17 protein-coding genes and 3 pseudogenes are annotated in these 19,927 nt (G+C 69.9%); 8 read left to right on the top strand and 12 right to left on the bottom strand.

Features of this window, described 5'->3' with window-relative positions; all coding sequences use genetic code 11:
* Window positions 1–205 precede the first annotated feature (205 nt).
* Together AC3WRT_RS10975 and AC3WRT_RS10970 are read left to right on the top strand one after the other, a co-directional pair.
* Window positions 206–1,336 carry an alpha/beta fold hydrolase gene (locus AC3WRT_RS10975; RefSeq protein WP_492721802.1) on the top strand — a complete coding sequence of 377 codons (1,131 nt, stop codon included), beginning with the start codon at window positions 206–208 and terminating at the stop codon, window positions 1,334–1,336.
* Between the two features lie 244 nt (window positions 1,337–1,580).
* Window positions 1,581–1,844, top strand: coding sequence for a hypothetical protein (locus AC3WRT_RS10970; RefSeq protein WP_492721800.1), 264 nt, complete (start codon window positions 1,581–1,583; stop codon window positions 1,842–1,844).
* A gap of 6 nt (window positions 1,845–1,850) precedes the next feature.
* Here the strand turns inward: AC3WRT_RS10970 and AC3WRT_RS10965 are convergent, their stop codons facing one another.
* The 10 genes and pseudogenes from AC3WRT_RS10965 to AC3WRT_RS10920 all read right to left on the bottom strand — a co-directional run bounded on the left by AC3WRT_RS10965 (window position 1,851) and on the right by AC3WRT_RS10920 (window position 12,984).
* A complete protein-coding gene (locus AC3WRT_RS10965; protein ID WP_492721865.1) occupies window positions 1,851–2,078 on the bottom strand; it encodes a hypothetical protein in 228 nt (75 codons plus the stop codon).
* Window positions 2,079–2,258: 180 nt separating this feature from the next.
* Window positions 2,259–2,492, bottom strand: a pseudogene (locus AC3WRT_RS10960) (SprT-like domain-containing protein); the annotation flags it as partial.
* Between the two features lie 135 nt (window positions 2,493–2,627).
* Window positions 2,628–3,294: pseudogene (locus AC3WRT_RS10955) on the bottom strand (cobaltochelatase subunit CobN); the annotation flags it as partial.
* A gap of 714 nt (window positions 3,295–4,008) precedes the next feature.
* Window positions 4,009–4,488, bottom strand: coding sequence for a MarR family winged helix-turn-helix transcriptional regulator (locus AC3WRT_RS10950; RefSeq protein WP_492721798.1), 480 nt, complete (start codon window positions 4,486–4,488; stop codon window positions 4,009–4,011).
* Window positions 4,481–5,407: an LLM class flavin-dependent oxidoreductase gene (locus AC3WRT_RS10945; protein ID WP_492721795.1), complete on the bottom strand. Its 927-nt coding sequence runs from the start codon at window positions 5,405–5,407 to the stop codon at window positions 4,481–4,483. Before AC3WRT_RS10945 ends, AC3WRT_RS10950 begins: the two co-directional genes overlap by 8 nt.
* Window positions 5,404–7,608 (bottom strand): LLM class flavin-dependent oxidoreductase, encoded by a 2,205-nt coding sequence (locus AC3WRT_RS10940; protein ID WP_492721793.1) that lies wholly within the window; start codon window positions 7,606–7,608, stop codon window positions 5,404–5,406. Before AC3WRT_RS10940 ends, AC3WRT_RS10945 begins: the two co-directional genes overlap by 4 nt.
* A gap of 239 nt (window positions 7,609–7,847) precedes the next feature.
* On the bottom strand, window positions 7,848–7,976 hold the full coding sequence (locus AC3WRT_RS10935; RefSeq protein WP_492721790.1) for a hypothetical protein: 129 nt from the start codon (window positions 7,974–7,976) through the stop codon (window positions 7,848–7,850).
* A 411-nt stretch (window positions 7,977–8,387) separates the two neighbouring features.
* On the bottom strand, window positions 8,388–9,371 hold the full coding sequence (locus tag AC3WRT_RS10930) for an NAD-dependent epimerase/dehydratase family protein (RefSeq protein WP_492721787.1): 984 nt from the start codon (window positions 9,369–9,371) through the stop codon (window positions 8,388–8,390).
* On the bottom strand, window positions 9,368–11,965 hold the full coding sequence (locus AC3WRT_RS10925) for an alpha/beta fold hydrolase (RefSeq protein WP_492721785.1): 2,598 nt from the start codon (window positions 11,963–11,965) through the stop codon (window positions 9,368–9,370). The genes AC3WRT_RS10930 and AC3WRT_RS10925 overlap by 4 nt, the downstream gene beginning before the upstream one ends.
* Complete coding sequence (locus AC3WRT_RS10920; RefSeq protein ID WP_492721783.1) at window positions 11,962–12,984, bottom strand: 3-oxoacyl-ACP synthase III; 1,023 nt, start codon at window positions 12,982–12,984, stop codon at window positions 11,962–11,964. The genes AC3WRT_RS10925 and AC3WRT_RS10920 overlap by 4 nt, the downstream gene beginning before the upstream one ends.
* A 596-nt stretch (window positions 12,985–13,580) precedes the next feature.
* Here AC3WRT_RS10920 and AC3WRT_RS10915 point away from each other — a divergent pair.
* Both AC3WRT_RS10915 and AC3WRT_RS10910 read left to right on the top strand, forming a co-directional pair.
* Window positions 13,581–13,847: pseudogene (locus tag AC3WRT_RS10915) on the top strand (integrase core domain-containing protein); the annotation flags it as partial.
* Between the two features lie 1,084 nt (window positions 13,848–14,931).
* Entirely contained in the window at window positions 14,932–15,594 is a 663-nt protein-coding gene (locus AC3WRT_RS10910) for a GNAT family N-acetyltransferase (RefSeq protein ID WP_492721781.1), read from the top strand.
* A 74-nt stretch (window positions 15,595–15,668) separates the two neighbouring features.
* On the opposite strand, the gene AC3WRT_RS10905 is transcribed toward AC3WRT_RS10910, so the two are convergent.
* A complete protein-coding gene (locus tag AC3WRT_RS10905) occupies window positions 15,669–16,274 on the bottom strand; it encodes a hypothetical protein (RefSeq protein WP_492721779.1) in 606 nt (201 codons plus the stop codon).
* Window positions 16,275–16,750: 476 nt separating this feature from the next.
* Between AC3WRT_RS10905 and AC3WRT_RS10900 the strand changes: the two genes are divergently transcribed.
* The 3 genes from AC3WRT_RS10900 to AC3WRT_RS10890 all read left to right on the top strand — a co-directional run bounded on the left by AC3WRT_RS10900 (window position 16,751) and on the right by AC3WRT_RS10890 (window position 18,643).
* Window positions 16,751–17,188, top strand: coding sequence for a VOC family protein (locus AC3WRT_RS10900; RefSeq protein ID WP_492721778.1), 438 nt, complete (start codon window positions 16,751–16,753; stop codon window positions 17,186–17,188).
* An 88-nt stretch (window positions 17,189–17,276) separates the two neighbouring features.
* A complete protein-coding gene (locus tag AC3WRT_RS10895) occupies window positions 17,277–17,834 on the top strand; it encodes a DinB family protein (protein WP_492721776.1) in 558 nt (185 codons plus the stop codon).
* Between the two features lie 140 nt (window positions 17,835–17,974).
* Window positions 17,975–18,643, top strand: coding sequence for a response regulator (locus AC3WRT_RS10890; RefSeq protein ID WP_492721773.1), 669 nt, complete (start codon window positions 17,975–17,977; stop codon window positions 18,641–18,643).
* Window positions 18,644–18,656: 13 nt separating this feature from the next.
* Here the strand turns inward: AC3WRT_RS10890 and AC3WRT_RS10885 are convergent, their stop codons facing one another.
* Complete coding sequence (locus AC3WRT_RS10885) at window positions 18,657–18,959, bottom strand: helix-turn-helix domain-containing protein (protein ID WP_492721769.1); 303 nt, start codon at window positions 18,957–18,959, stop codon at window positions 18,657–18,659.
* Between the two features lie 66 nt (window positions 18,960–19,025).
* On the opposite strand from AC3WRT_RS10885, the gene map reads away from it, so the two are divergent.
* A complete protein-coding gene (gene map / locus AC3WRT_RS10880; RefSeq protein WP_492721766.1) occupies window positions 19,026–19,802 on the top strand; it encodes a type I methionyl aminopeptidase in 777 nt (258 codons plus the stop codon).
* Window positions 19,803–19,927: the final 125 nt, after the last annotated feature.

The raw sequence follows: 19,927 nt of genomic DNA, 5'->3' as shown, positions 1-19,927 counted from the left end.
CGGAAACCCCCACGGCACCGACCTGCTCGCGGACGTCTTCGTACTCGGCCTCGGGGTTGAGTGCGGCGAGGATTGCGGGGTCGAGTCGGTGTGACTGGGGCGGTGGGAGGGATGGTGTCCGCCCCGCCTCGTCCTCTTTGCCGTTCGTTTCGAGATGGGGCAGCGTCCCGCGGAGCGATAGTGGGTCATGCCGGCGCATCTGCCCGTGTTCACCACGCCCCAGGGCGAGGCGCTGGTGCTCCGCGCCTACGAGGGCGTCCTGCGCCGATGGCCGAAACCGTACGAAGAGCTGGACGTCCCGACGAGCTTCGGCACGACGCACGTCGTCGCCGGTGGGCGCCCAGAGGGGCCGCCGGTCGTCTTCCTGCACGCGATGTTCGCCACCGCGATGTCCTGGTACCTCACCGTCGGTTCACTGGCGGCGACCCACCGGACCTTCGCCGTCGACGTGATGGGCGAGGCGAACCGGAGCCGCCCGACTCGCGTGATCCGATCGCTCGCGGACTACGAGCAGTGGTTCCGGGAGCTGACCGACGTGCTCGGACTGCGGGACGTGTCCTTGGTCGGCAACTCAATGGGCGGCTTCGGCGCAGCCACGCTGGCGATGCGCCTGCCCGAGCGCGTCACGAACCTGGTGCTCATCGACCCGGCCGCCACCTTCCACTCCATCGTCCCCTTCTACCGGCACATGTTCCTGCCCAAGGCGATTCACCTGCTCCTGCCCCGGCTACCCGGCGCGGACCGCTCCGTACGCCGCAGCCTGGACTGGGCCTTCGCCGGACTACGGAGCCAGGGCCCGTGGTACGACCTGTTCGCGCTCGTCATGAGATACGGCTCGACCCAGTCGCGGGTCTTCCCGCGGGTGTACGACGCGGCGGCGCCGTCACGCTGCACGCAACTGCCCGCTGCGCCACCCCGTGTCGGGCACCTCGCTGCAGTACCGGTTCCTGTCGGGAGAGTGGACCTGGCCCGGCCCGGAGGACCCGTCGGTCCTGCCGAGCCTCCCCCCGGCGTGGATGCAGCCGATGACCTGCCAGCTCGGCAGCGTCCACGTCGGCTACGTCTTCTACGACGACGGCACCGGCACGACCACCTCCTACCCGGCCGTCCTCACCGCCGGCCGACGCCGACCCGGACGGCTGGCTCACCCTCCACGGCCACCCGGTCACCGTGCCGCTGGCGAACCCGCCCGGCGCCTCGACCGTGGTCACGGTCAGTCCGTCGACGTTCCTGCGGACCTTCGACCTCGCCGTCGTCAACACCGCGGCTATCACGTCGCTGCACCCGCCGAAGTTCGGGTCGGCCCTTACCAAGGCCGATGCCGGCCGGGACCTGACGCCCGCCGAGCGCGAGCCGGTGCGCCGCTACGCCCTCGCCTTCGAGGTGCGCGGGGGCGGTGGCACCCCCCGGGCCCGTCCTGCGGTCGGACCACCTCGCGGCGGTCGTCTCCGACCACTCACCCGTGCAGGTGGCGCTCGGCCTCGAGGAGCTTTCACGCGAACGCGTGCAACCCGCTCTCGAGCGTCAGCACCATCCACCTGCTCGCGACGGTCGACCACCCGATGCTGCGCGAGTGCGCCGTGACGATCACGAGCAACGCCGACACGGTCCATTCGAGCGCGTCACCCGGCACGAAGGCGACGCTGGCCGGCGCCTACACCCTCGGCATGGCAATGCCGTGGTTCCGCGGCCACCACACCGGCCCGCACAGCGGCACCGGGACCGGCGGGCAGGCCGTCGACGTAAGCACCGACCCGGCGTGCGCCTACGCGGTCAACCTGTCGTGGTCGACGCGTCAGTGGAACGAGACCGGCCACCCCACGCAGGTGCTCTACTGCCACTGACGCCGTTCACGCCGTCTCGGCACGAACCGCCTCGACCCCGGCGAACATGACTGAGATGCGGCCCTGCGGAAGATCGACGACGTACCTCGTGCGGCGGCGCTGCAGGACCTTGCCCTCCACGCCGAAGTACTGGCCCGGGACCACGACACGGACCATGGACCCGGGACCGAACCTCGTGATCCGCTCGTTGCCGTTGATGGCTGCCAGCTCAGCGACGAAGTTGGGGTGCATCACCGCGCGACGCCCGCGGTGGCTCCATGACAGAACTCGCTCCGCAGTCGGCGCGGACTCACAGCGACCGCACAGGAGAACGCGCTCCGGTCGACGGTGACGTCGTGTCTCGAACCCGCAGCGGCACGTGCCCAGCCATTCGCCCGGGATCGACGGCACGTCCTCGGATGTGCACCGCTCGCCGCTGCACCCGATCGCCGTGGCGGTCCGGCGCCAGACCTCGTCGTGGCCGTGGCTCGGACCGACCAGCGCGTGGGCAATCTCGTGCAGAAGGGTGTCGCGCACTTCTTCGTCCGGGTGCAGCTTCGTCAGCGGGCCACTCAACGAGATCTGACGGCGGGATGACCTGGTCGCACCAGCTCGACGCTTCGCTGTGTCGAAGAGGAGCGTCCAGTCGTGCAGACCATGCTGGTTCATCAGCTCACGGCCGAGGCGCCATGCTGCCTCAAGTTCCACATCTGCTCCCGTCATCAACCCGTGGAGCACGGTAGATCCACCCTCGCGCTCCCACTGGGTGGACGCGCCGGGTAGTCACCGTCGCGGTGTTGGCGGTCATGCCTCCAGGCCTCCCTCGACGTCGAGGTAGACCTGCTGCAGGTCGCCCATCAGCTGCGGGTCCGGCTCCTCCCAGAGCCCGCGGTCGACGGCCTCGTGCAGCCGCTCGATCATCCCGTTCAACGCCCACGGGTTCGCGTGCTGGAGGAAGTCGCGGTTCTCCTTGTCGAGGACGTAGGTCTGCGCCAGCTGCTCGTACATCCAGTCGGTCACGACCCCGGCCGTCGCGTCGAACCCGAAGAGGTAGTCGACGGTGGCCGCCAGCTCGAGGGCGCCCTTGTAGCCGTGCTTGCGCATCGCCGCGATCCATCGCGGGTTGACCACGCGGGCGCGGAAGACGCGGGCGGTCTCCTCGGTGAGCGTGCGGGTGGGCACCGCGTCGGGTGTCGTGGAGTCACCCGACGTATGCCTTGGGCTCACGCCCGGTCAGCGCGCGGACCGTCGCCACCATGCCGCCGTGGTACTGGAAGTAGTCGTCGCTGTCGGCGATGTCGTGCTCGCGGGTGTCGATGTTCTTGGCGGTCACGTCCATCCGCGCGTAGGTGCGCTCCATGTCGCCCCGAGCCGGTATGCCGTCCAGCTCGCGACCGTAGGCGAAGCCGCCCCACGTCGCATAGACCTCCGCCAGGTCGGCGTCGGTGCGCCAGTTGCGCGACTCGACGAGCGGGCAGTTTGGCGCCGCCGCGGTCGCCTGTGTACTCCGGCGTCGGCCGCGCACCGCCACCATCACCCGGTGCCGAGCTCGGACCGCTGGTGGGGTGGTTCCCGCGCGGTCGGGTCAGGCCCTAGTGGGCAGGGGCCGACCCTACAGTTGGGGCATGCGCGGGTTCAGGTGCGCGCGGCGGTGAAGGCGGCCCGGAAGAGGTCTGCTGCTTCCTGCGTTTTTAGGGCGCTTTACCTATCCGAAGTAAAACCTTCCAAAACAGATAACGCGTCCCGCCGGAGCCGCCGAGCGAGGCCGCAGCTCGACGTCCGCTTCTCGGCATGACAGGAAGAGTGCTTCCGCGTTCCGTCAGCGCACTGAGGTCGACCCCACCCGCCGGCGCACACCCGCCGGGCTCACCGCGGCACCGCAGGTCAGCGCGTTTCAGCCATACGCCACGAGGGCGGGGCATGGCTGGAACCCCCGATGTAGAGCCCGCTGCAACGAACGCTGTAACCCTCGCTGTAACGACGGCCTACGGCCCGCCAACGGACACAGGCTACTGGACCCGCGCGGCGGTCTCGTGCATGACTGCCAGCGGCGCCCGGACGCGCACTACCTGCGGCATGTGCGGTAAACGTCTCACATGGATCTCGACGCCGCCCTGGCGGTCATCGGTCGCTGAGCCGCTCGGTACACCGGTGGTTTGTGCCCCGAAGATAAGGCGTCGGGCCGTCAGAACTCCGGGTCCGTCTCGCGCGAGGTATGCCGCTCGACGTTGTCGAGTACCGCGTCCGCGGCTTCTCGCATGGCGCGAGCCTGAGCGGGTGTCAGGGCGGAGAAGAAGAGTTCGCGCACGCGAGCGACGTGGGCGGGCGCCGCGGAGCGGATGGCGGTGACACCAGCCTCGGTGAGGCTGATGAGGGGTGCCCGGAGGTCATCGGTGCAGGTGTCGCGGCGAACGTAGCCCCGTTGCTCCATGCGTCGGATGTGGTGGGCCAGGCGACTCTTCTCCCATTGCAGCTCGTAACGGAGCTCGCGAGCCCGGACGGCGCCGTCCGATGCCTCGGAGAGGACGGCGAGGACCTCGTAGTCGGAGATGGACATGGCGGAGTCGACCTTCAGCGCCTGGGCGAGGGCGGCGGTGAGCTGGGCGTGCATCCGAAGCAGGCTGCGCCAGGTGTGGTGGTCCTCGTCATTCAGCCACTCAGTCACGACGGAGGGTCCCTCGGGCGCTGGCTACCAGTTCCTTGACTGCGGGTGCCACGTCAGCAGCGTAGGTCTGGGTCAGACTGGCGTCGTCGGAGGCGAGGATGAAGCCGCTCGTCCCGTAGGTGAGGGCGACCTCGGCGAGTTCCTCGGCCCACTGGCTCGGCGGGCCGTTGAGGAAGCCCCGCCGAGCGGCTGCGAACTGCCCGGTGATGTTGAGGAAGCGGCGTACCTCGCTCGGCTCGCGCCCTGCGGCCACCGCGGAATCGTCGATGTGACGGTTCATCTGCGTCAGCTGATGCAGGCCGTTCTGGAGGTACTGCATCGAGGGCAGCCAGCCGTCCGCTGAACGGCCGACCACACGCAAGATGCGCGGCTTGTAAGCGCCGACCCAGATCCCCACCGGGTGCGCGGGTGCCGGGCCGCGTTTGGCGCCATGGACGTCGTAGTGCTTGCCGCGCACCGACAGGACGCCAGGGTCGTTGGTGTTCCAGACGTCCCGGATGATCGCGATCGCCTCCTCCAGCGCCTCGATGGACTCTCCGGGGGTGCGTCGGGGGCCACCCATGCCGGCTACGCCGTCCCAGAAGGCGCCCGCTCCGATGCCCAGTTCGACTCTCCCACCGCTGAGCAGATCGAGGGTGGCGATGGCTCGGGCAAGCACGGCCGGCGGGCGGAGCGGGAGGTTGGTGACGTTTGCGGACAGGTGGATCTGCTCGGTGCGAGCCGCGGCGTAGGCCAAGAGCGTTGAGGTGTCGTGGAACTTCGCCACGTAGGGGTGGTCCTGGAAGGTGACCAGGTCCAGGCCCGCCCGGTCCGCGACGACGGCCTGCTCGACGGCTTGGTGCACGGGGTGGTTTGTGGGGGTCACGAAGGTGCCGAAGAGGAGCTCGTGGCCGTAGTCGGTGTTCGTGCCGGTGCTCATGAGGCGTTCCTGGTGTCATCGTGGGCGGGTGTGATGTTGAAGTTGTCCTGGAACAGGTTGTGAGGATCGAGCCTCGCCTTGAGCCGACGCAACCGGTCCAAGGTGGCCGGAGGGAAGGCGTCGCTGATCCGGTCCGGATGGCGGTCGCTCTCGAAGCTGAGGTAGAGGCCTGAGGACTGCCGGCGTACGGGCTCGAACCACCGGTCCAACCGCTGGGCATTGCCACCCATCACGGTGAGGGCGAACGTGGCGTCACGATGTGCGTAGGCGGTGGCGTCCGGCGCGACGTCGGAGACGGCGCCGCCGACGGTGCGGATCTGGTACCAGTGCGACGCGCCGCTGCCGATCAGCTCGGCCGAGGCGGATGCGAAGCCTGGGGTGATCTCGCGGGTGAAGGCGGAGCGTGAGACCGGCTCTCCGCGCCCGTGGTGAGGAGTTTCCGGGAACATGTTCATCACCGCCGCGTACGGGGCGACCACGACCTGCTGCTGCACGAGCGGCGCGATCTCGGCGAACGGCTGCAGCTGCTGGACGATCACGTCGGGGTCCGACGAATCGACCATGGCCATCAGCTGTGCAACGCCTTGGCCCAGGATCAAGAACGGGGTGGTGTCACGGGGGGTGTCGGCGACGACACGACCGAACGCCTCGAGAAACGCCGCCGGATCGGGAGCTTGGAACGCCAACTGGGCCCACCCGATCTCGTCCACCTCATCGACGACGAACTCGAACGCAACCGCTACCCCGAAGTTCGCGCCCGCGCCACGCACCGCCCAGAACAACTCGGCGTTCTCGGTGGCACTGGCTCGCACGGCAGTGCCGTCGGCTAGCACCATCTCGACCGCCCGGAGGTGGTCGATGGTCAGACCGTGCTTGCGAGAGAGGAACCCTATTCCGCCCGCAGTGGCGAGGCCGCCGACGCCTACCCCGCCGTAATCGCCGGAGCTGAGCGCCCAGCCGTGTGGCTGAAGCGCCCGTGCGACGTCGCGCCAGCGAGCCCCCGCCTCGATACGGACCAACCTGGCCGGTTCGTCCAAGACGGTGATGGCATCGAGGGAGCCCACGTCAATGACCAACCCGCCGTCGTTGGTCGAGCGGCCGCTGACGCCGTGCCCACCACTGCGGATCCCCAATGGCAGGTGCCTGTGCTCCCGGGCGAAGCGCACGGCACTCGCGACCTCGGCCACGGTGCGCGGCCGCAGCACCAGGCCAGGGTTGCCGCCCCGCAAGTACGTCGAGCGCACACTGCCGAACGCGGCATCGCCCGGCTCCACCGCTGTTCCGGCCAAGTCTGCGGGGACGTTGTCGTAGGCGATGCCCGGCTGGCGCCGCGACCGCACGTCGGCTCGACGCACCGGACGAGACGACAGCGAACCCGGCGGCAGCGCGAGTGCAGCTCCCTCACGGACCGGGGGAGCGATGTCGCGGATGAACGCCCGCAACGTGGCCTCGTCCTCGTACTTGGCCTGGCTCCCGACACGGATCACCATTGAGCTCACACCCATGTCCACCACCAGCGCAGTCAAGGTGCTGACATCGGGGACATCAGTGCTGTCCAGCATCACCGACCGCCGGACCTCGCGCACATCGCGTCCGGCTTCGACTGCGGCACCGTCCACGACGGCGTTCAACGCCGCCATATCTCCCACGCCGACCTCGTCGAGATCGACCGACCACCCGTCGGCGACGCGACCAGCCAGCGCTGCTACCGCGGTACTCGAGCCATGCAGCCAGAGCGGGACTTCACGCTCCAGGGCCGGCCCCGGTTCGGCGTCAGCAAGGTGATGGTGGGTCCCGGCCAGGCTGACCCGGCCGGGCCTGGTGTCCTGAAGCGCTCGGATCACCGCGAAGGCCTCGGCGACACCGTCTAGGTCTTCGGTGGCGGACCCTGATCCGAGCATCAGCCCCCCGCGGCCACCAGACAGCAGCTGGAGGCTGCCCGCGCTGCGAGCGAGCACCGACGCGGGGCGAGCTGTGGCGTCCAGTCGCCCGGCGACAACCTGCACCAGCGTCGTCCGCGCGGCCGCCCACGTCGCCAAGGTCAACGCGTCCGCGCCGTCCGTCTCGAGCCGGTCCGGAAAGATCACGGCGTCATAGCCGAGCTCCTCGGCAAGCGCGGCAAGCGCTCCTGCGACGCCGGGCGAGTCGGCGGCGCCGACCACCTCGACGCCGAACTGCACTGAATGGCCGTAGTTCGTCACAGCAGTATCCCAAAGAGAGAGGTTGACATGTCAACTAGATTATCGCGATCAGGTTGACACATCAACCTAGGTTCGACGTGGTCGAGTGGAGACCGGGAGCCCGTGGAGCGACCGTGGTGCCGGTCTACTTGAAGTCGAATACCAGCAGGGACGGACCAGGAACCCGCGAGGGAAGCCGCTGCGGCCACCACGGGGACGTCCGGATCTCGGCACGACCGATCAGCGGCATCTCCGGATGTTCACTTGGTGAAGTGGCGGCCGGTCTCGCGACCGCTGACCACGTCGTTGGAGACACGCCAGCACGACCATGACGCGGCAACCACTGTGGCGTCCTCCACGGCAACGGTGATCCAGGCGTCCGTCAGCATCCGGGGGCCGCGCCTGCCACGCGACCGTGCCGTCGGGAAGCCGACAAAACGACGGCCGCAAGGTAGCCGTCCTCGGTCTCCGGCAGCCCCAACTCCCAACCGTCATGGGGCAGGTAGATCCGTTGCTCACCCTGGCGAGGATGTCGCACGGGGAGCGCGTCGCGGCGGGTGTCCTCGTGAGTGATCCGTCCGGGCAGGCGGTCCGTCCTTGTCGGCCGCACCAGTCATCGCTCAGGAATCGTGACGGGCTGGTGATCACGTCATGGCACGGCCGGCCCCATGTTGAAATCCACGGGTCCGCCGATCGCTGCGCGGCTGTCGCCGCAGCAGAAACGCGCGGGGACGACGACCATGTTCTCTGCATCACACCACTGGACCGAGCGCGTATGCCCCCCGGCCGAGCTCCGGTGGTCAACGTTCGACGGCACGACTGAGCTCGGTGAGGCCTTCAGCGAGCGACACCCGTGGCGTCCACGCCAGGGCGGACCGGGTGCGGCGCTGATCGAACCAGTGTGCCGTCGCCAGCTGCTCGGCGAGGAAGCGGGTGAGCGGCGGGTCACCTGGCGTTGGTAGGCCGGGCAGCGCCAGCCGGGCGGCCCACACGGCGTCGACTGCGACTCCAGCGATCGCGGCGACGGGGAACGGGACGTGGCGCGTGGGCGCGGCCACCCCCGAGGCACGGCAGATGTCGCCGATGAGCTCGCCCACGGGGCGCGGCTCGCCGTTGCTCACGACGTACGCCTCGCCCCGTGCCGACTCACACCGGTCGAGCGCTGCGACGAGAGCGTCGACGGCGTTGCTGACGTAGGTGCTGTCGACGAGGGCGGCGCCGGAGCCGACGATGGGCAACCTCCCCGAGCGGGCTCGCTCGACAATCCGAGCGATGAGCTGTGTGTCACCCGGGCCCCAAACGAGGTGCGGGCGCACGGCCACGACCGCCAGCGGGCCGCCGTCTGCGGCGAGGGCCACCTGCTCGCCCAGGGCTTTGCTGCGCGCATAATGACCGCGAGCTCGCGGCGGGTCGGCGGGCTCGGCGCCGATGCCGACGAGGGCCGCCCCGGCGTGGGCCACCGACGGCGAGGAGACGTGGACGAGCCGGCCGACGCCGACGGTCCGACAGGCCTCGACGACATTCGTCGTTCCCTGCACATTGGCGTGCTCGTAGTCCCGCCACCGGCCGGCGACGTCGACCTTCGCCGCGAGGTGCACGACGGCGTCGTGGCCACGCACGGCCTCCAACACGGAGGAGGCGTCCGCCACGTCAGCGAGCACCTCCCGCAGGCGCAGCCCCGACGGACGACGCTGCAGCACGGTCACCTCGTCACCGCGGCCAGCGAGGGCCTCGGCCGTCAGCCGGCCGAGGATCCCGCTCGCTCCGGTGACGAGGACCTTCACGGGCGCGCCACCCGCCCGCCCTCCAGCGCGCGAGCGGCCCACCGAGCCACTCGCGTCCGGTCGATCTTCGACGAGTGGCGGATGTCGACCGGCAGGTCCTTCGCGACGAGGACGGCAGCCAGCGGAACCCCCGCTGCCGACCGAACGGCAGACGCCAGCTCAGGCCCGGCGAGCCCGGGGCGGGCGCCGGTGGACGGCACGACGACGGCGACGACCTGCTGCGTACCGACCGGCCCGACGCCGACGACGGCAGCCATCGAGACCTCGTCGAGGCGCCCGATCCGCTCCTCGGGCCCGACCGGGGTGACGGGCCCGGACGCCGTGTGCACTACGTGCACGAGCCGGCCCTCCACCCAGAGGCGTCCGTCGTCGTCGAGGTGACCGACGTCGCCCGTGCGGTGCCAGCCCGTCGTGCGGCTGCTCTCACGCTCGGTGGCCCACAGCTGGTCGTAGCGGTCCTTGACGTGAGGCGCGCGAACGAGCACCTCGCCGCTCACCGCGGGGCCGGTGGTCGGCTCGGCGTCGACGTCTCCCATGTCGTCGAACGCGCTGATGCCGAGCAGGACGCTCGGCAGCGGCCCACCGACGCAGATCCCCTCGCCCGGCCCGACCGCCTCGAGCTCGGCCAGGGAGACGTCGGTCACCGGAAGCGCCTCGGTCATGCCGTAGGGGGTGTGGAGCTCCGCCTGCGGCACGAGGGTCTGCACGTCGAGAAGCAGGGCGAGCGGGACTGGTGCACCGGCAGAGATGAGCAGCCGTATGCCGTCCAGAGCCGCACGATGTCGTGGTGTCAGCTCGTTCGCGGTTGCGACGACGTTGCGCAGCGCTGCCGGGGAGGCGAAGACGACGGTGCCACCGACGGCCGACACGGCCTCGGCGAGCGCGACCGCGGTGAGGGTGCCGGGCGCCGTGACGTCCATGGCAGGCACCGACGACGCGAGCCCGAGCGCCGGGCCGTAGAGGGCGAAGGGCGCGAACGCTGCGACGAGGCGGTCGTCGGCGGTGAGCCCGTAGGCCGTGCGCAGCAGGTCGAGCTGCGCCCGCACCTGGTGGTAGCGATAGACGACACCCTTGGGAGGCCCGGTCGCGCCCGACGTGAAGAGGACGGCGCACTCGGCGTCGTCGGCCGGCGTCGCGGGGAGGGGCCGGCCTCGACCCAGGCGTGCCAGGTCTGCGAGGCCGAGGGGAGCGCCGAGGGCTCGCCGGGTGGCCTGGTCGAGCGGGCCTGCGGCGATGAGGTGCCCGTGCACACGCATGGCCCGGGCGAGGAGCAGCCCTCTGGCGATCCCGATGACGTGGTCCGGGGCGGCGCCGCGCAGGGCACGGCCCATCCGGGCGACCCCCAGGCCTGCATCGGCGACGACCACGGACGCGCCGGCCCGCCAGCACGCATACACCGCAGCGGTGAGGTCAGCGCCCGGCGGGACGAGGAGCGCGACCCGGTCACCCGGGCGCACCCCCGTCGCCACCAGGCCGCCGGCGAGGTCCCGCACTGTCCGCTCGAGGAGATCGAAGGACACCCGGCGTCCCTGGCCGCCCAGCTCGACGACCGCAGCGGCCTCGTCTCCGGCCCTTTCCGTCAACGCGGCCCAAAGTGGCGCTGCCGCCCCGGGGGCATCGTCCTGACTCGCCCGCTCGCGGACCGGGCTCGGGAGCGACGACGCGCTCCCAGGGACGGGATCCGCTTGTGACACAGCGTGCCCGAGCCAGCGCCAGAGGTCGTCGGCGAGCTGCGGGGCGTCCTCGATCACGAGGTGCGAGGCCTTCTCGTACCGGTGGACGTCGGCATGCGGCATACGGGACCGGAGGTCGCGCAGGTAGACGTCGGAGAAGACCGGGTCCCGGGGACCCCAGAGCAGCAGCGTCGGCACATCAAGGCCGGTAATGTCCTGTGCGATGGCGTCGAGCGTCGGGGCCGTGGGGTGCGACGGGTCGAGCGGGATGTCCGCCACGAAGTCGCCGATGGCTCGCCGGGCGGCAGGGGAGGCGTACGGCGCGGCGAGCGCATGACGCACTCCGCGGGGGAGCGCCGGTCGAGAGAGGGCGGAGGTGACGCGGACGAAGGTTGGGGTCGCGACGCAGACGGCCTGCCGCACCCCCTCGGTTCGGGCCATCCGGATGAGCGACGGCGCTGCAGCAGTCGAGGGCTGGTGCACGGCGGTGTTGGTGAGCACGACGGCCTTGAGCTGCTCCCGGTGAGCGAGCGCCCAGCCCAGCGACACGGGACCGCCCCAGTCGTGGGCGAGGGTGACGACAGGGCCGGTGATGCCGAGCTCGTCGGTGAGGTTGGCGAGGTCGTCGACCCGCTGGGCCAGCGTGCGCGGATCCGTGCGTTCGGACAGGCCCATGCCGAGCTGGTCCACCGCGACGACGCGCCAGCCGGGAGGGGCTGTCGCGATGACGCGCCGCCACAGGTAGCTCCACGTGGGGTTGCCGTGTACGCAGAGCAGGGTGCCGTGCTCTGCGTCGGCACCGTTGTCGAGCAGGTGCCAGGTCCGGGGTATGCCGCCCGCGTCGGGAGCGACGACCCGGCGCGACCATGCGGGGTCGACTCCGGGCCACGCTGTTGCCGGCGGCTGGGCGGGCGGGGTCACCAGGCGATCTCGAGGCACGACACGTTGAGCCCCGAGCCGACCCCCATCATCAGCACGCGGTCACCCGCGACGAGCGAGTCCGCCTCCATCGCCAGCGTGAACGCCACGGCAGCCGGACCCATGTTGCCCCGGGTCGGGAAGGTCAGCGGCAGCCGGTCCGGCGGGATGTCGAGCGCATCGCACATGGCCCGGACGTGCACCTGCGATATCTGGTGCGCGATGTAGCGGTCCATGTCGGACCAGTCGAACTCCGCGCGGGCGTCCTGCCACGCGGCCCGGGACAGCGCGATGCCCGCCTCGAGCAGACCCCGCGTGTCGGTCCGCATCCACTCAAGATCACCGACGCAGAGGTCATGGTGCTCCGTGCCGGCGCGAGCGACGCCACCGACGATGCGGTGACCCTGCGGGTGCAGATCTGCCCGGCCGAGCACCATTGCGGCCGCGCCCGACCCGAGAGTCAGGGTCGCGAACTGCGACAGCACGTCGTCGGCCGTGGCGTCCGGACCCGAGAGGCGATCGAGGGTGACCTCCTGGGTGTGCCGCGAGCTCTCACCGTTGACGACGAGGGCGTAGTCGATCTGCCCCGAGTCGATCATCGTGGCAGCCAGGTGCATCCCGTTGACGAAGCCGAGGCACGCGTTGGCGAGGTCGAAGTTGAGGCACGAGGTCGGCATGCCGAGAGCGTGGTGGATCTGGACCGCCATGGATGGCTCCAGGTGCTCCCTCGAGACACTCGTGTTGACCATGAGGCCGACACGGGAGGCGTCGACCCCCGCCTCCGCGAGGGCCTTGCCACCGGCGGTCGCCGCGCCCTCCGTGAAGCTGACGCCCTCAGGCCACCAGCGCCGCTCGTAGATTCCGGCGAGCCGCGCGAGCATTCCGGGCTTGAGACCGACGCGCTCGTAGGTGGTCAGCAGTCGCTGGTCCATCTCGTCCGAAGTCACCACCACGGGGGCGTCAACAGCACAGATTGACAGCACCGCAGCTTGAGCGTGACGGTACGTCGCGTTTCCGCTCATCATGGACCCTCCCGTTGACGTGTCGGGCGCTGGCCCAAGTGACGTGGTCCCTCATTCGACCACGTCACGCTGCCCGCATGGACCTCTCAACTTCATCTGGTCGTCGTCTGGGAGTACGGGGCTCTCGACCCGGGCAGGGGCAAACGGCGGCGGAGCCAGCTGCCGGGCGGCCATCACCTTGAGGTCTGGCCTCCTTCTACAGGTACCGCGACCGTGTCGGCGAGATCGCTGGCGTTGCCATGTGGGCCCCCGTGTACCGACCCGAGTCTGAGGTCGACGCCGGCGACGGCGCGCGCCAAAGGACTCCTCGCGGGCTCGAATCCGACCGCTCTCTGCGCCCTTCTCGGTGTACGTTTCGTGGCTCGGCTCGGCCGCAAGCTCAAGTGAGCACCGCGGTGCTCGTCGAGTACATCGACGAGCACCGCGACCGGTTCGGGGTCGAGCCGATCTGCACAGCCTGGACGGCAGCCGGCACGCAGATCGCCCCGAGCACGTACTACGCGGCCAAGTTCCGCGCGCCGTCGGCGCGGTCGGTGAGCGACGAGGCCACGCTGGCTCGGATCGTGACGATCCACGCCGAGAACTACGGCGCAGTTCAGTACCTCGCCGTCCGCTACACCCAGCGGCTGGCCGACGCGGGCGCCGTCGCCTCGGTCGGTTCGACCGGTGACTCCTACGACAACGCCCTGGCCGAGGCGTTCAACTCCTTGTTCAAGGCCGAGCTCATCCGCAACCGCGGTCCGTGGCGTTGCATCGATGACCTCGAGATCGCGGTCGCGGAGTACATCGACTGGTTCAACCACCGACGCCTCCACGGCGAGATCAGGCTGATCCCGCCCGTCGAGCTCGAAGACCAGCACTACCGTCGAAACCCCACGGCGGCTACCGTCGTCGCGTCAGTTCCGAGCCTCCACCAAACCCGGAACGGGACAGATTTCAGGCGGGGCCGCTGCCCCCAGGCCAATGTCAACGAGCGTCCCGCGTGAGCGGTCGGGCGCGCGGAGGTGCAATCCGCCTGAGCCGCGGTCCAACTCATCGCGCCCGTTTTACACCTGTCACATGCGCCGCCGTGGCGAGCACCATGAATGATGGATACTCACCCGCACAGGGCGCCCGGCCAGGAAGAGCGACGCAAGGGCCGGTGGACGTGCCGCCTGCATATCTGGCACCGATGGCGCACGCATCGGTATCCCGACGCGACGGAGGTCGGCGCTCGATACCAGGAGTGCATCGACTGCGGAAAGCAGCGTGACGTACCCATCGGGACGGGCGTCATTCCGTAGTGCCGCTCCGTGGTGGACCCCCTGCCCGTCGGGCCGCGCGCTCGGGAAGAGCCACGGGCGGTCGGCGGCATAGATCCTGATGTCGTGAGGCATCCTCCCTCCGTGAGGGGTTCTATCAAGGGACGCAGGAGAAGACGGGGCCGAGCTCGGCGCCTGCGCGAGTTAGGCGATTGCGCCCAGCGCCGGCATCCGCCGGTGGAACACCCCGCACTGGGAATGATCTGGGCGGCATGTGTGGCGAGTGCGCGGACGAGTCCGAGCACCACCAGCGAGACTCCACCGCGCCCGGCTGCCACCTTTGCTGTCCCTCGTTGCCCTGACAGCGTCGAGCCTCCGGATGTTGCTGGGCGAATGGCGCCTGCTCCCCTCTGCTCGGTCAACCGCTGACCCGCCGCTGCGTCGAAGCGGTGGATGACCGCCTCGTTGGCGAGGCTGGCCATCCAGAACCGCGCCCGGACCGCTCGTCCCCGCGGCGTTGAACACCGGCGCGTCGAGCGCGTCCTCGGAGCAGGCGCTCGTGGCCCGTTGTCGTGGCGCAGCGTTGCGGAGGCGCGGAAAGTCGGTGGCGCGACCGGCGATCAGTTGCGACGATACGCCCCTGCTCGCGATACGCCGGCCACCCGTTTCGGCTACGCCCCAACCGTGGAAGCAGAGTGACGAGCTGATGAAGAACTACCCCCTCCTCGACGTCAGGGTGAGCACGCCCACCTTGGAGCTGCGCTCGGCCACAGACGACCTGCTCGATCAGCTCGCGGATACCGTGCGCGCAGGCAAGACCCATGCCGACCCCGCACCGTACGACGACCCGATGTCCTTCTACGAGACCGATCCCGACCTGAGGGTGGCCAAGTGGCTCCGGGCTGTCTGGCGCCGCCGCGGAGCGGTTGAGCCCGATGCGTGGCGGCTCTACTTCGTCGTCATGGTCGACGGCCAGCCAGTCGGGGAGCAGACGTTGACCGGGGCGAACTTCTCCACCCTCGGAACCGTCACGACCTTCTCGTGGCTGTCGACAGACGTTCGCGGTCGAGGACTGGGCCGTGAGATGCGGGCGGCCATCTTGCACCTCGCGTTCGAGGGCCTCGCGGCGAGGGAAGCAGGCAGCGACGCCTTCGTGGACAACGAGGGCTCCAACGCGATCTCTCGACGCCTTGGCTACGAGCCCAACGGGTTCGACTGGGCAACGCGCCAAGGCGAACCCGCCCTGCTCAACCGGTGGCGACTGACCAAGGAGACGTGGGAGCAGCGACGCCGCAATGACATTCAGCTCCACAACATCGAGGCGTGTCACGCATTGCTGCCCCTGTCCCCACGGGTGACCGACAGGTGATCCGCCGAAGACAGTGGACCACCAGCCACCTCGATCGCGCGCCGGGCCGCAGTGGCGGCCGCTCGCTACCGGTGTCAGACGGGCACGAGACGGAGCGAGTCGAGAGTCCGCTGCTGGTCCGCCAAGGCATGAGGGCTCGTGTCCGGGAACCATGACCGCTCGACGACGACCCGTTCGCCATGAACGACGACGATCCACAGTTCGACAAGCTGGTGCTGGGCCGCCATCGGCCGGTAGGTCATCAAGCCGTTGTTGTCGCACAGGCTCGCCTGCACGTCATCGAGCCGCGCCACCAGATGAATACCGGACCCACCGAACCGTGCGACCGGTGCCATGGGTTCGATCACGGTGAACGGGTACCTCGAGAGAATGGCACGGGCCAGGTCGACCGGCGTCGGTCCCGGCTCTGCCTGCCCGGGTGCCTGGTCGTGGCAGGGTCCCAGCGGGATCACGTCCAGTTCCATGACGCGGATGCCAGCGTCCTCACGCACGTAGGACGGCACCAGCGTCACGACACCCTGCTCGAAGAGCCACCAGGTGTCGCCGGAAGGCGTCAGCTCCACCGTCAAGCGAGAACGCGGCACAGTGGGGTAGAGGTTGCCGGGCATGGGCAGGCGGTACGTCGCTCCGGGCCGCAGGGCCTGGACGGTCCGGAAGGCGTATGCGTCGCGGTCCACCACGTGCGGCGCCTCACTCATCCGGTAGCTCCGGGGAACGGCCTGCGGCACGGCCGTTGCCTCGACGCCGGTGGCCGAGGTGGCCGGCCCGCCAGACCCCGAGCTGGCTCCGGTCACTCCTGCGGCAGGTGCCCCTGTGCAGGCAGCCAGACCCACCACGAGCGCCGCGGCGAGGAGCAGCCTGCTCGCGCGCTGCCGCGGATCCAGCTGCCGCACCGCCGGAGACGTACCTGGCCGGCGACTCTCCGTGCCGGCCACGGCGCCTCCTGCTGAGCCATGCGGACCGACGAACATGGGGCCCGCTCATAGCCAGTGTCCTCCCGGACCGTCCGAGGGCACACGCGTTCCCGCGGCCTGATGCGGGACTACGTCGTAGGGCAAGCGCAACTGAGCGTTCGGGTTTCACGACCGCTCCTCGGTCTCACATTCGCTCTGCCAGGGCGACGAGGCGAGCCCGTCGCTTCGGTAGCGTGCGAAACGTGTCCATCAAACTCGAGAACGTCGGCATCGCCGTCCACGACCTTGAGGCGGCCATCGCCTTCTTCACCGACCTCGGGCTGACCGTCCTCGGTCGAGACACGGTCAGCGGCGAGTGGACCGACACCGCCGTGGGACTCGACGGCAACCACGCCAACATCGCCATGCTGCAGACACCGGACGGCCTTGGTCGTCTCGAGCTCTTCGAGTACATCCACCCCAGCGCCATCGAGACAACGCCCACCCGGCCCAACGAGATCGGCATGCACCGAGTCGCCTTCTCGGTCGACGACATCGACGAAGCCCTCGAGATCGCCGCCCGGCACGGATGCCGGCCGCTGCGAGGGGTGGCCACGTACGAGGACATCTACAAGCTGACCTACGTTCGCGGACCCAGCGGCATCATCGTGATGCTCGCCCAGGAACTCAAGAAAAGCTGAACCGGGCGGCGCGCCGAGGCGGTGAAGGAGCGACCGCCGCAGAGAGTTGAGGTTGCCGGGCACCTCGGCACCTGATGGGCTGCCAGGTGTGACCGAGCACACCGACCGCATCCGCCGCGCCTTCTGGGTCGACCCGGCGACCGACCCGCGCAACGCCCTCGAGCAGCCGATCGGCGAGACCGCGACGCTGCGTCACTACCTCGAGCACTACCGGATGACCTTCGAGATGAAGTGTGACGGGCTCACGCCGGAGCAGCTGGCCGCCCGCTCCGTCCCGCCCAGCACCATGAGCCTGCTGGGGCTCATCCGGCACCTGGCCAAGATCGAGCACCACTGGTTCCGTCGCACGCTCGAGCAACAGGAGCACCTGCCTGTCCTCTACGAGACGGAGGACGAGCCGGACCTCGACTTCGACGACGCGGTGGGCACCGAGAGCTGTGTCGCGGAAGCCTGGGACTCCTGGCATCGCGAGGTGGCGCATGCCCGAGAGGCCTATGACCGGTACGGCGATCTGGGCGAGGGCTTCGTCCCGGGCGAACCCTGGGCGGTGCGCGGAGTCATCGTGCACCTGATCGAGGAGTACGCCCGACACTGCGGGCATGCCGACCTGTTGCGCGAGTGTGTTGACGGCCGCACCGGCCAGTAGGCGCAGGGGCGGCCGCCCGGGCGGGCGTCGTCACGGCATACGCCCTTTGTGTGGGGTGGGGTCGACGCCCCGATGGCGTATGCCGTGCGGCGCCGTCTGTCCTGCCCCTTCCGCGGGAGCCCCCGGGTTAGGGTGCCTGGATGCCCCATGACCCGGTGCAGGGCCGCGACCGCCGACGCGGAGCGTCGACTCTCGACCTCGAGTCGCTGCCGTGCGAGGTGCGCTCGGCGGTCGAGGCCATGGTCGCAGGGCACGAGGTGACGCTCCGCCGCGAAGGTCGCGACCTCGGGGTGCTGACCTTCCGCCCGAGCGTCCTCGAGGGCGCCGTCGTGTCGGGGCCGCACGTCGTTGCAGGGGAGTCCGCCCTACCCGAAACGGTTCCCGACGGTGTCACCGTCGTGGCTACCGCTACGAGGCTGTCCGACGCGGCGCGCCGTCGGCTCTCCGACGAGCTGGGGCCCGACTACATCGTCCTCGATCTGCTGAAGGCACCGACGACGGCGGACGTGGTCCTGACCCATCCCGTGAGTCCCCAGCTGCTCGGCTCACTCCGGATGAGCTTCCCGAACGCCCGGATCATCGTGACCGAGATCGACGACGAGGAGCTCGGCGTCAGCCAGCCGGGGCCGGTGAGCCGTCTGCTCGATGCCGGGGCGTCGGCCTACCTGCCGCCGAGGCCGCTGCGCGAGGTCGCGTCGAGCGTGCATGCGTTTCTCACCGGGTCCGGCGCGCCACAGCTCACGGCGGGCGCTCCCACGACGGTGTCGCCCACGGCCCTGCCGGCGCCGAATCGCCAGGCGGAGGAGTAAGAGGGGTGGAGGACTACGAGGCCAGCGGCTGGCGTGCCTTGCGAGGTGACGCGGCTGAATCTCCCTCAGTTCCAAGGTGATTGATCTCAGCCCACACCGCATCGAGGGAGAGGTCGAGGACCTCTGCGATCGCCGCGATGGTCGGGAAGGCCGGGGTGGCCACGCGGCCCGACTCGATCTTGCGGAGCGTCTCCGGGGAGACGTGGGCATCGAGCGCGGTCTGGAGCATCGAACGGCTTCCCCTGGCGCGGCGCAAGAGGGCGCCGAGGCGCTGTCCGCGCTCCAGCTCTTCGGGGGTGAGCGGCAACCTGACCATGGCCCGATTCTAATCCCGGGATAACATGGCCGGGATAGTTATTGGACCGTTGGGGAGGTTCCCGCGATGATCGAGATCTTGAGCGCGACCGAGGTGTCCCGGGCCAAGGAGACGGGCGCCCTGGTCGCCGACATCCTGCAGGCGCTGAGGAGCCGCAGCGCCGTCGGAACGAACCTGCTGGACATCGACCGGTGGGCGAGAGCCATGATCCTCGAAGCCGGCGCACAGTCCTGCTACGTCGACTACGCGCCGTCCTTCGGTCGCGGTCCCTTCGGCCACTACATCTGCACGTCCGTGAACGACGCGGTCCTGCACGGGCTGCCCCACGACTACGCGCTCGCCGACGGCGACCTGCTCTCCCTTGACCTCGCCGTATCCAAGGGCGGCGTCGTCGCCGACTCCGCCATCAGCTTCGTCGTGGGCGACTCGAGGCCGCCCGAGAGTGTCGCGATGATCGCTGCGACCGAGCGCGCACTCGCCGCGGGGATCGCTGCCGCAGGCCCCGGGGCTCGCATCGGCGACATCTCCCACGCCATCGGCCGCGTCCTGTCCGACGCCGGGTACCGGATCAACACCCAGTTCGGCGGTCACGGTGTCGGGTCGACGATGCACCAGGATCCGCACGTCTCCAACACCGGACGCCCCGGGCGGGGCTACATACTGCGCCCGGGGCTGCTCCTCGCGCTGGAGCCGTGGGTCATGGCCGACACCGCCGGCCTCGTGACGGATGCCGACGGGTGGACGCTGCGCAGCGCGACCGGCGGCCGGACCGCCCACAGCGAGCACACGATCGCCATCACCACCGACGGAGCCGAGATCCTCACGCTGCCGATGCCGGCGTGACCGAGGAGGCGGGAGCCCGATGCCGGGACACGCGCGTCAGGAGTCGCGGCTCGCGCGGCACGGGTCCTCAACGCCACTGGACGGCGCCTGACAACCGGCCACAGGAAATTCCCAGCCGGTTGCGC

The organism is Terrabacter sp. FW104-15G4B (assembly GCF_058790095.1).
The sequence above is the reverse complement of the archived record's forward strand: the minus strand, read 5'-3'. Positions and strand labels throughout refer to the sequence as shown.

What these genes read in the sequence shown, in the direction of transcription:
- map (WP_492721766.1), top strand. Translation starts at nt 19,026, where the DNA reads ATGATCGAGATCTTGAGCGCGACCGAGGTGTCCCGGGCCAAGGAGACG.
- AC3WRT_RS10910 (WP_492721781.1), top strand. Translation starts at nt 14,932, where the DNA reads ATGAAGAACTACCCCCTCCTCGACGTCAGGGTGAGCACGCCCACCTTG.
- AC3WRT_RS10920 (WP_492721783.1), bottom strand. Translation starts at nt 12,984, where the DNA reads ATGAGCGGAAACGCGACGTACCGTCACGCTCAAGCTGCGGTGCTGTCA.
- AC3WRT_RS10935 (WP_492721790.1), bottom strand. Translation starts at nt 7,976, where the DNA reads ATGCTGACGGACGCCTGGATCACCGTTGCCGTGGAGGACGCCACAGTG.
- AC3WRT_RS10945 (WP_492721795.1), bottom strand. Translation starts at nt 5,407, where the DNA reads ATGAGCACCGGCACGAACACCGACTACGGCCACGAGCTCCTCTTCGGC.
- AC3WRT_RS10890 (WP_492721773.1), top strand. Translation starts at nt 17,975, where the DNA reads ATGCCCCATGACCCGGTGCAGGGCCGCGACCGCCGACGCGGAGCGTCG.
- AC3WRT_RS10885 (WP_492721769.1), bottom strand. Translation starts at nt 18,959, where the DNA reads ATGGTCAGGTTGCCGCTCACCCCCGAAGAGCTGGAGCGCGGACAGCGC.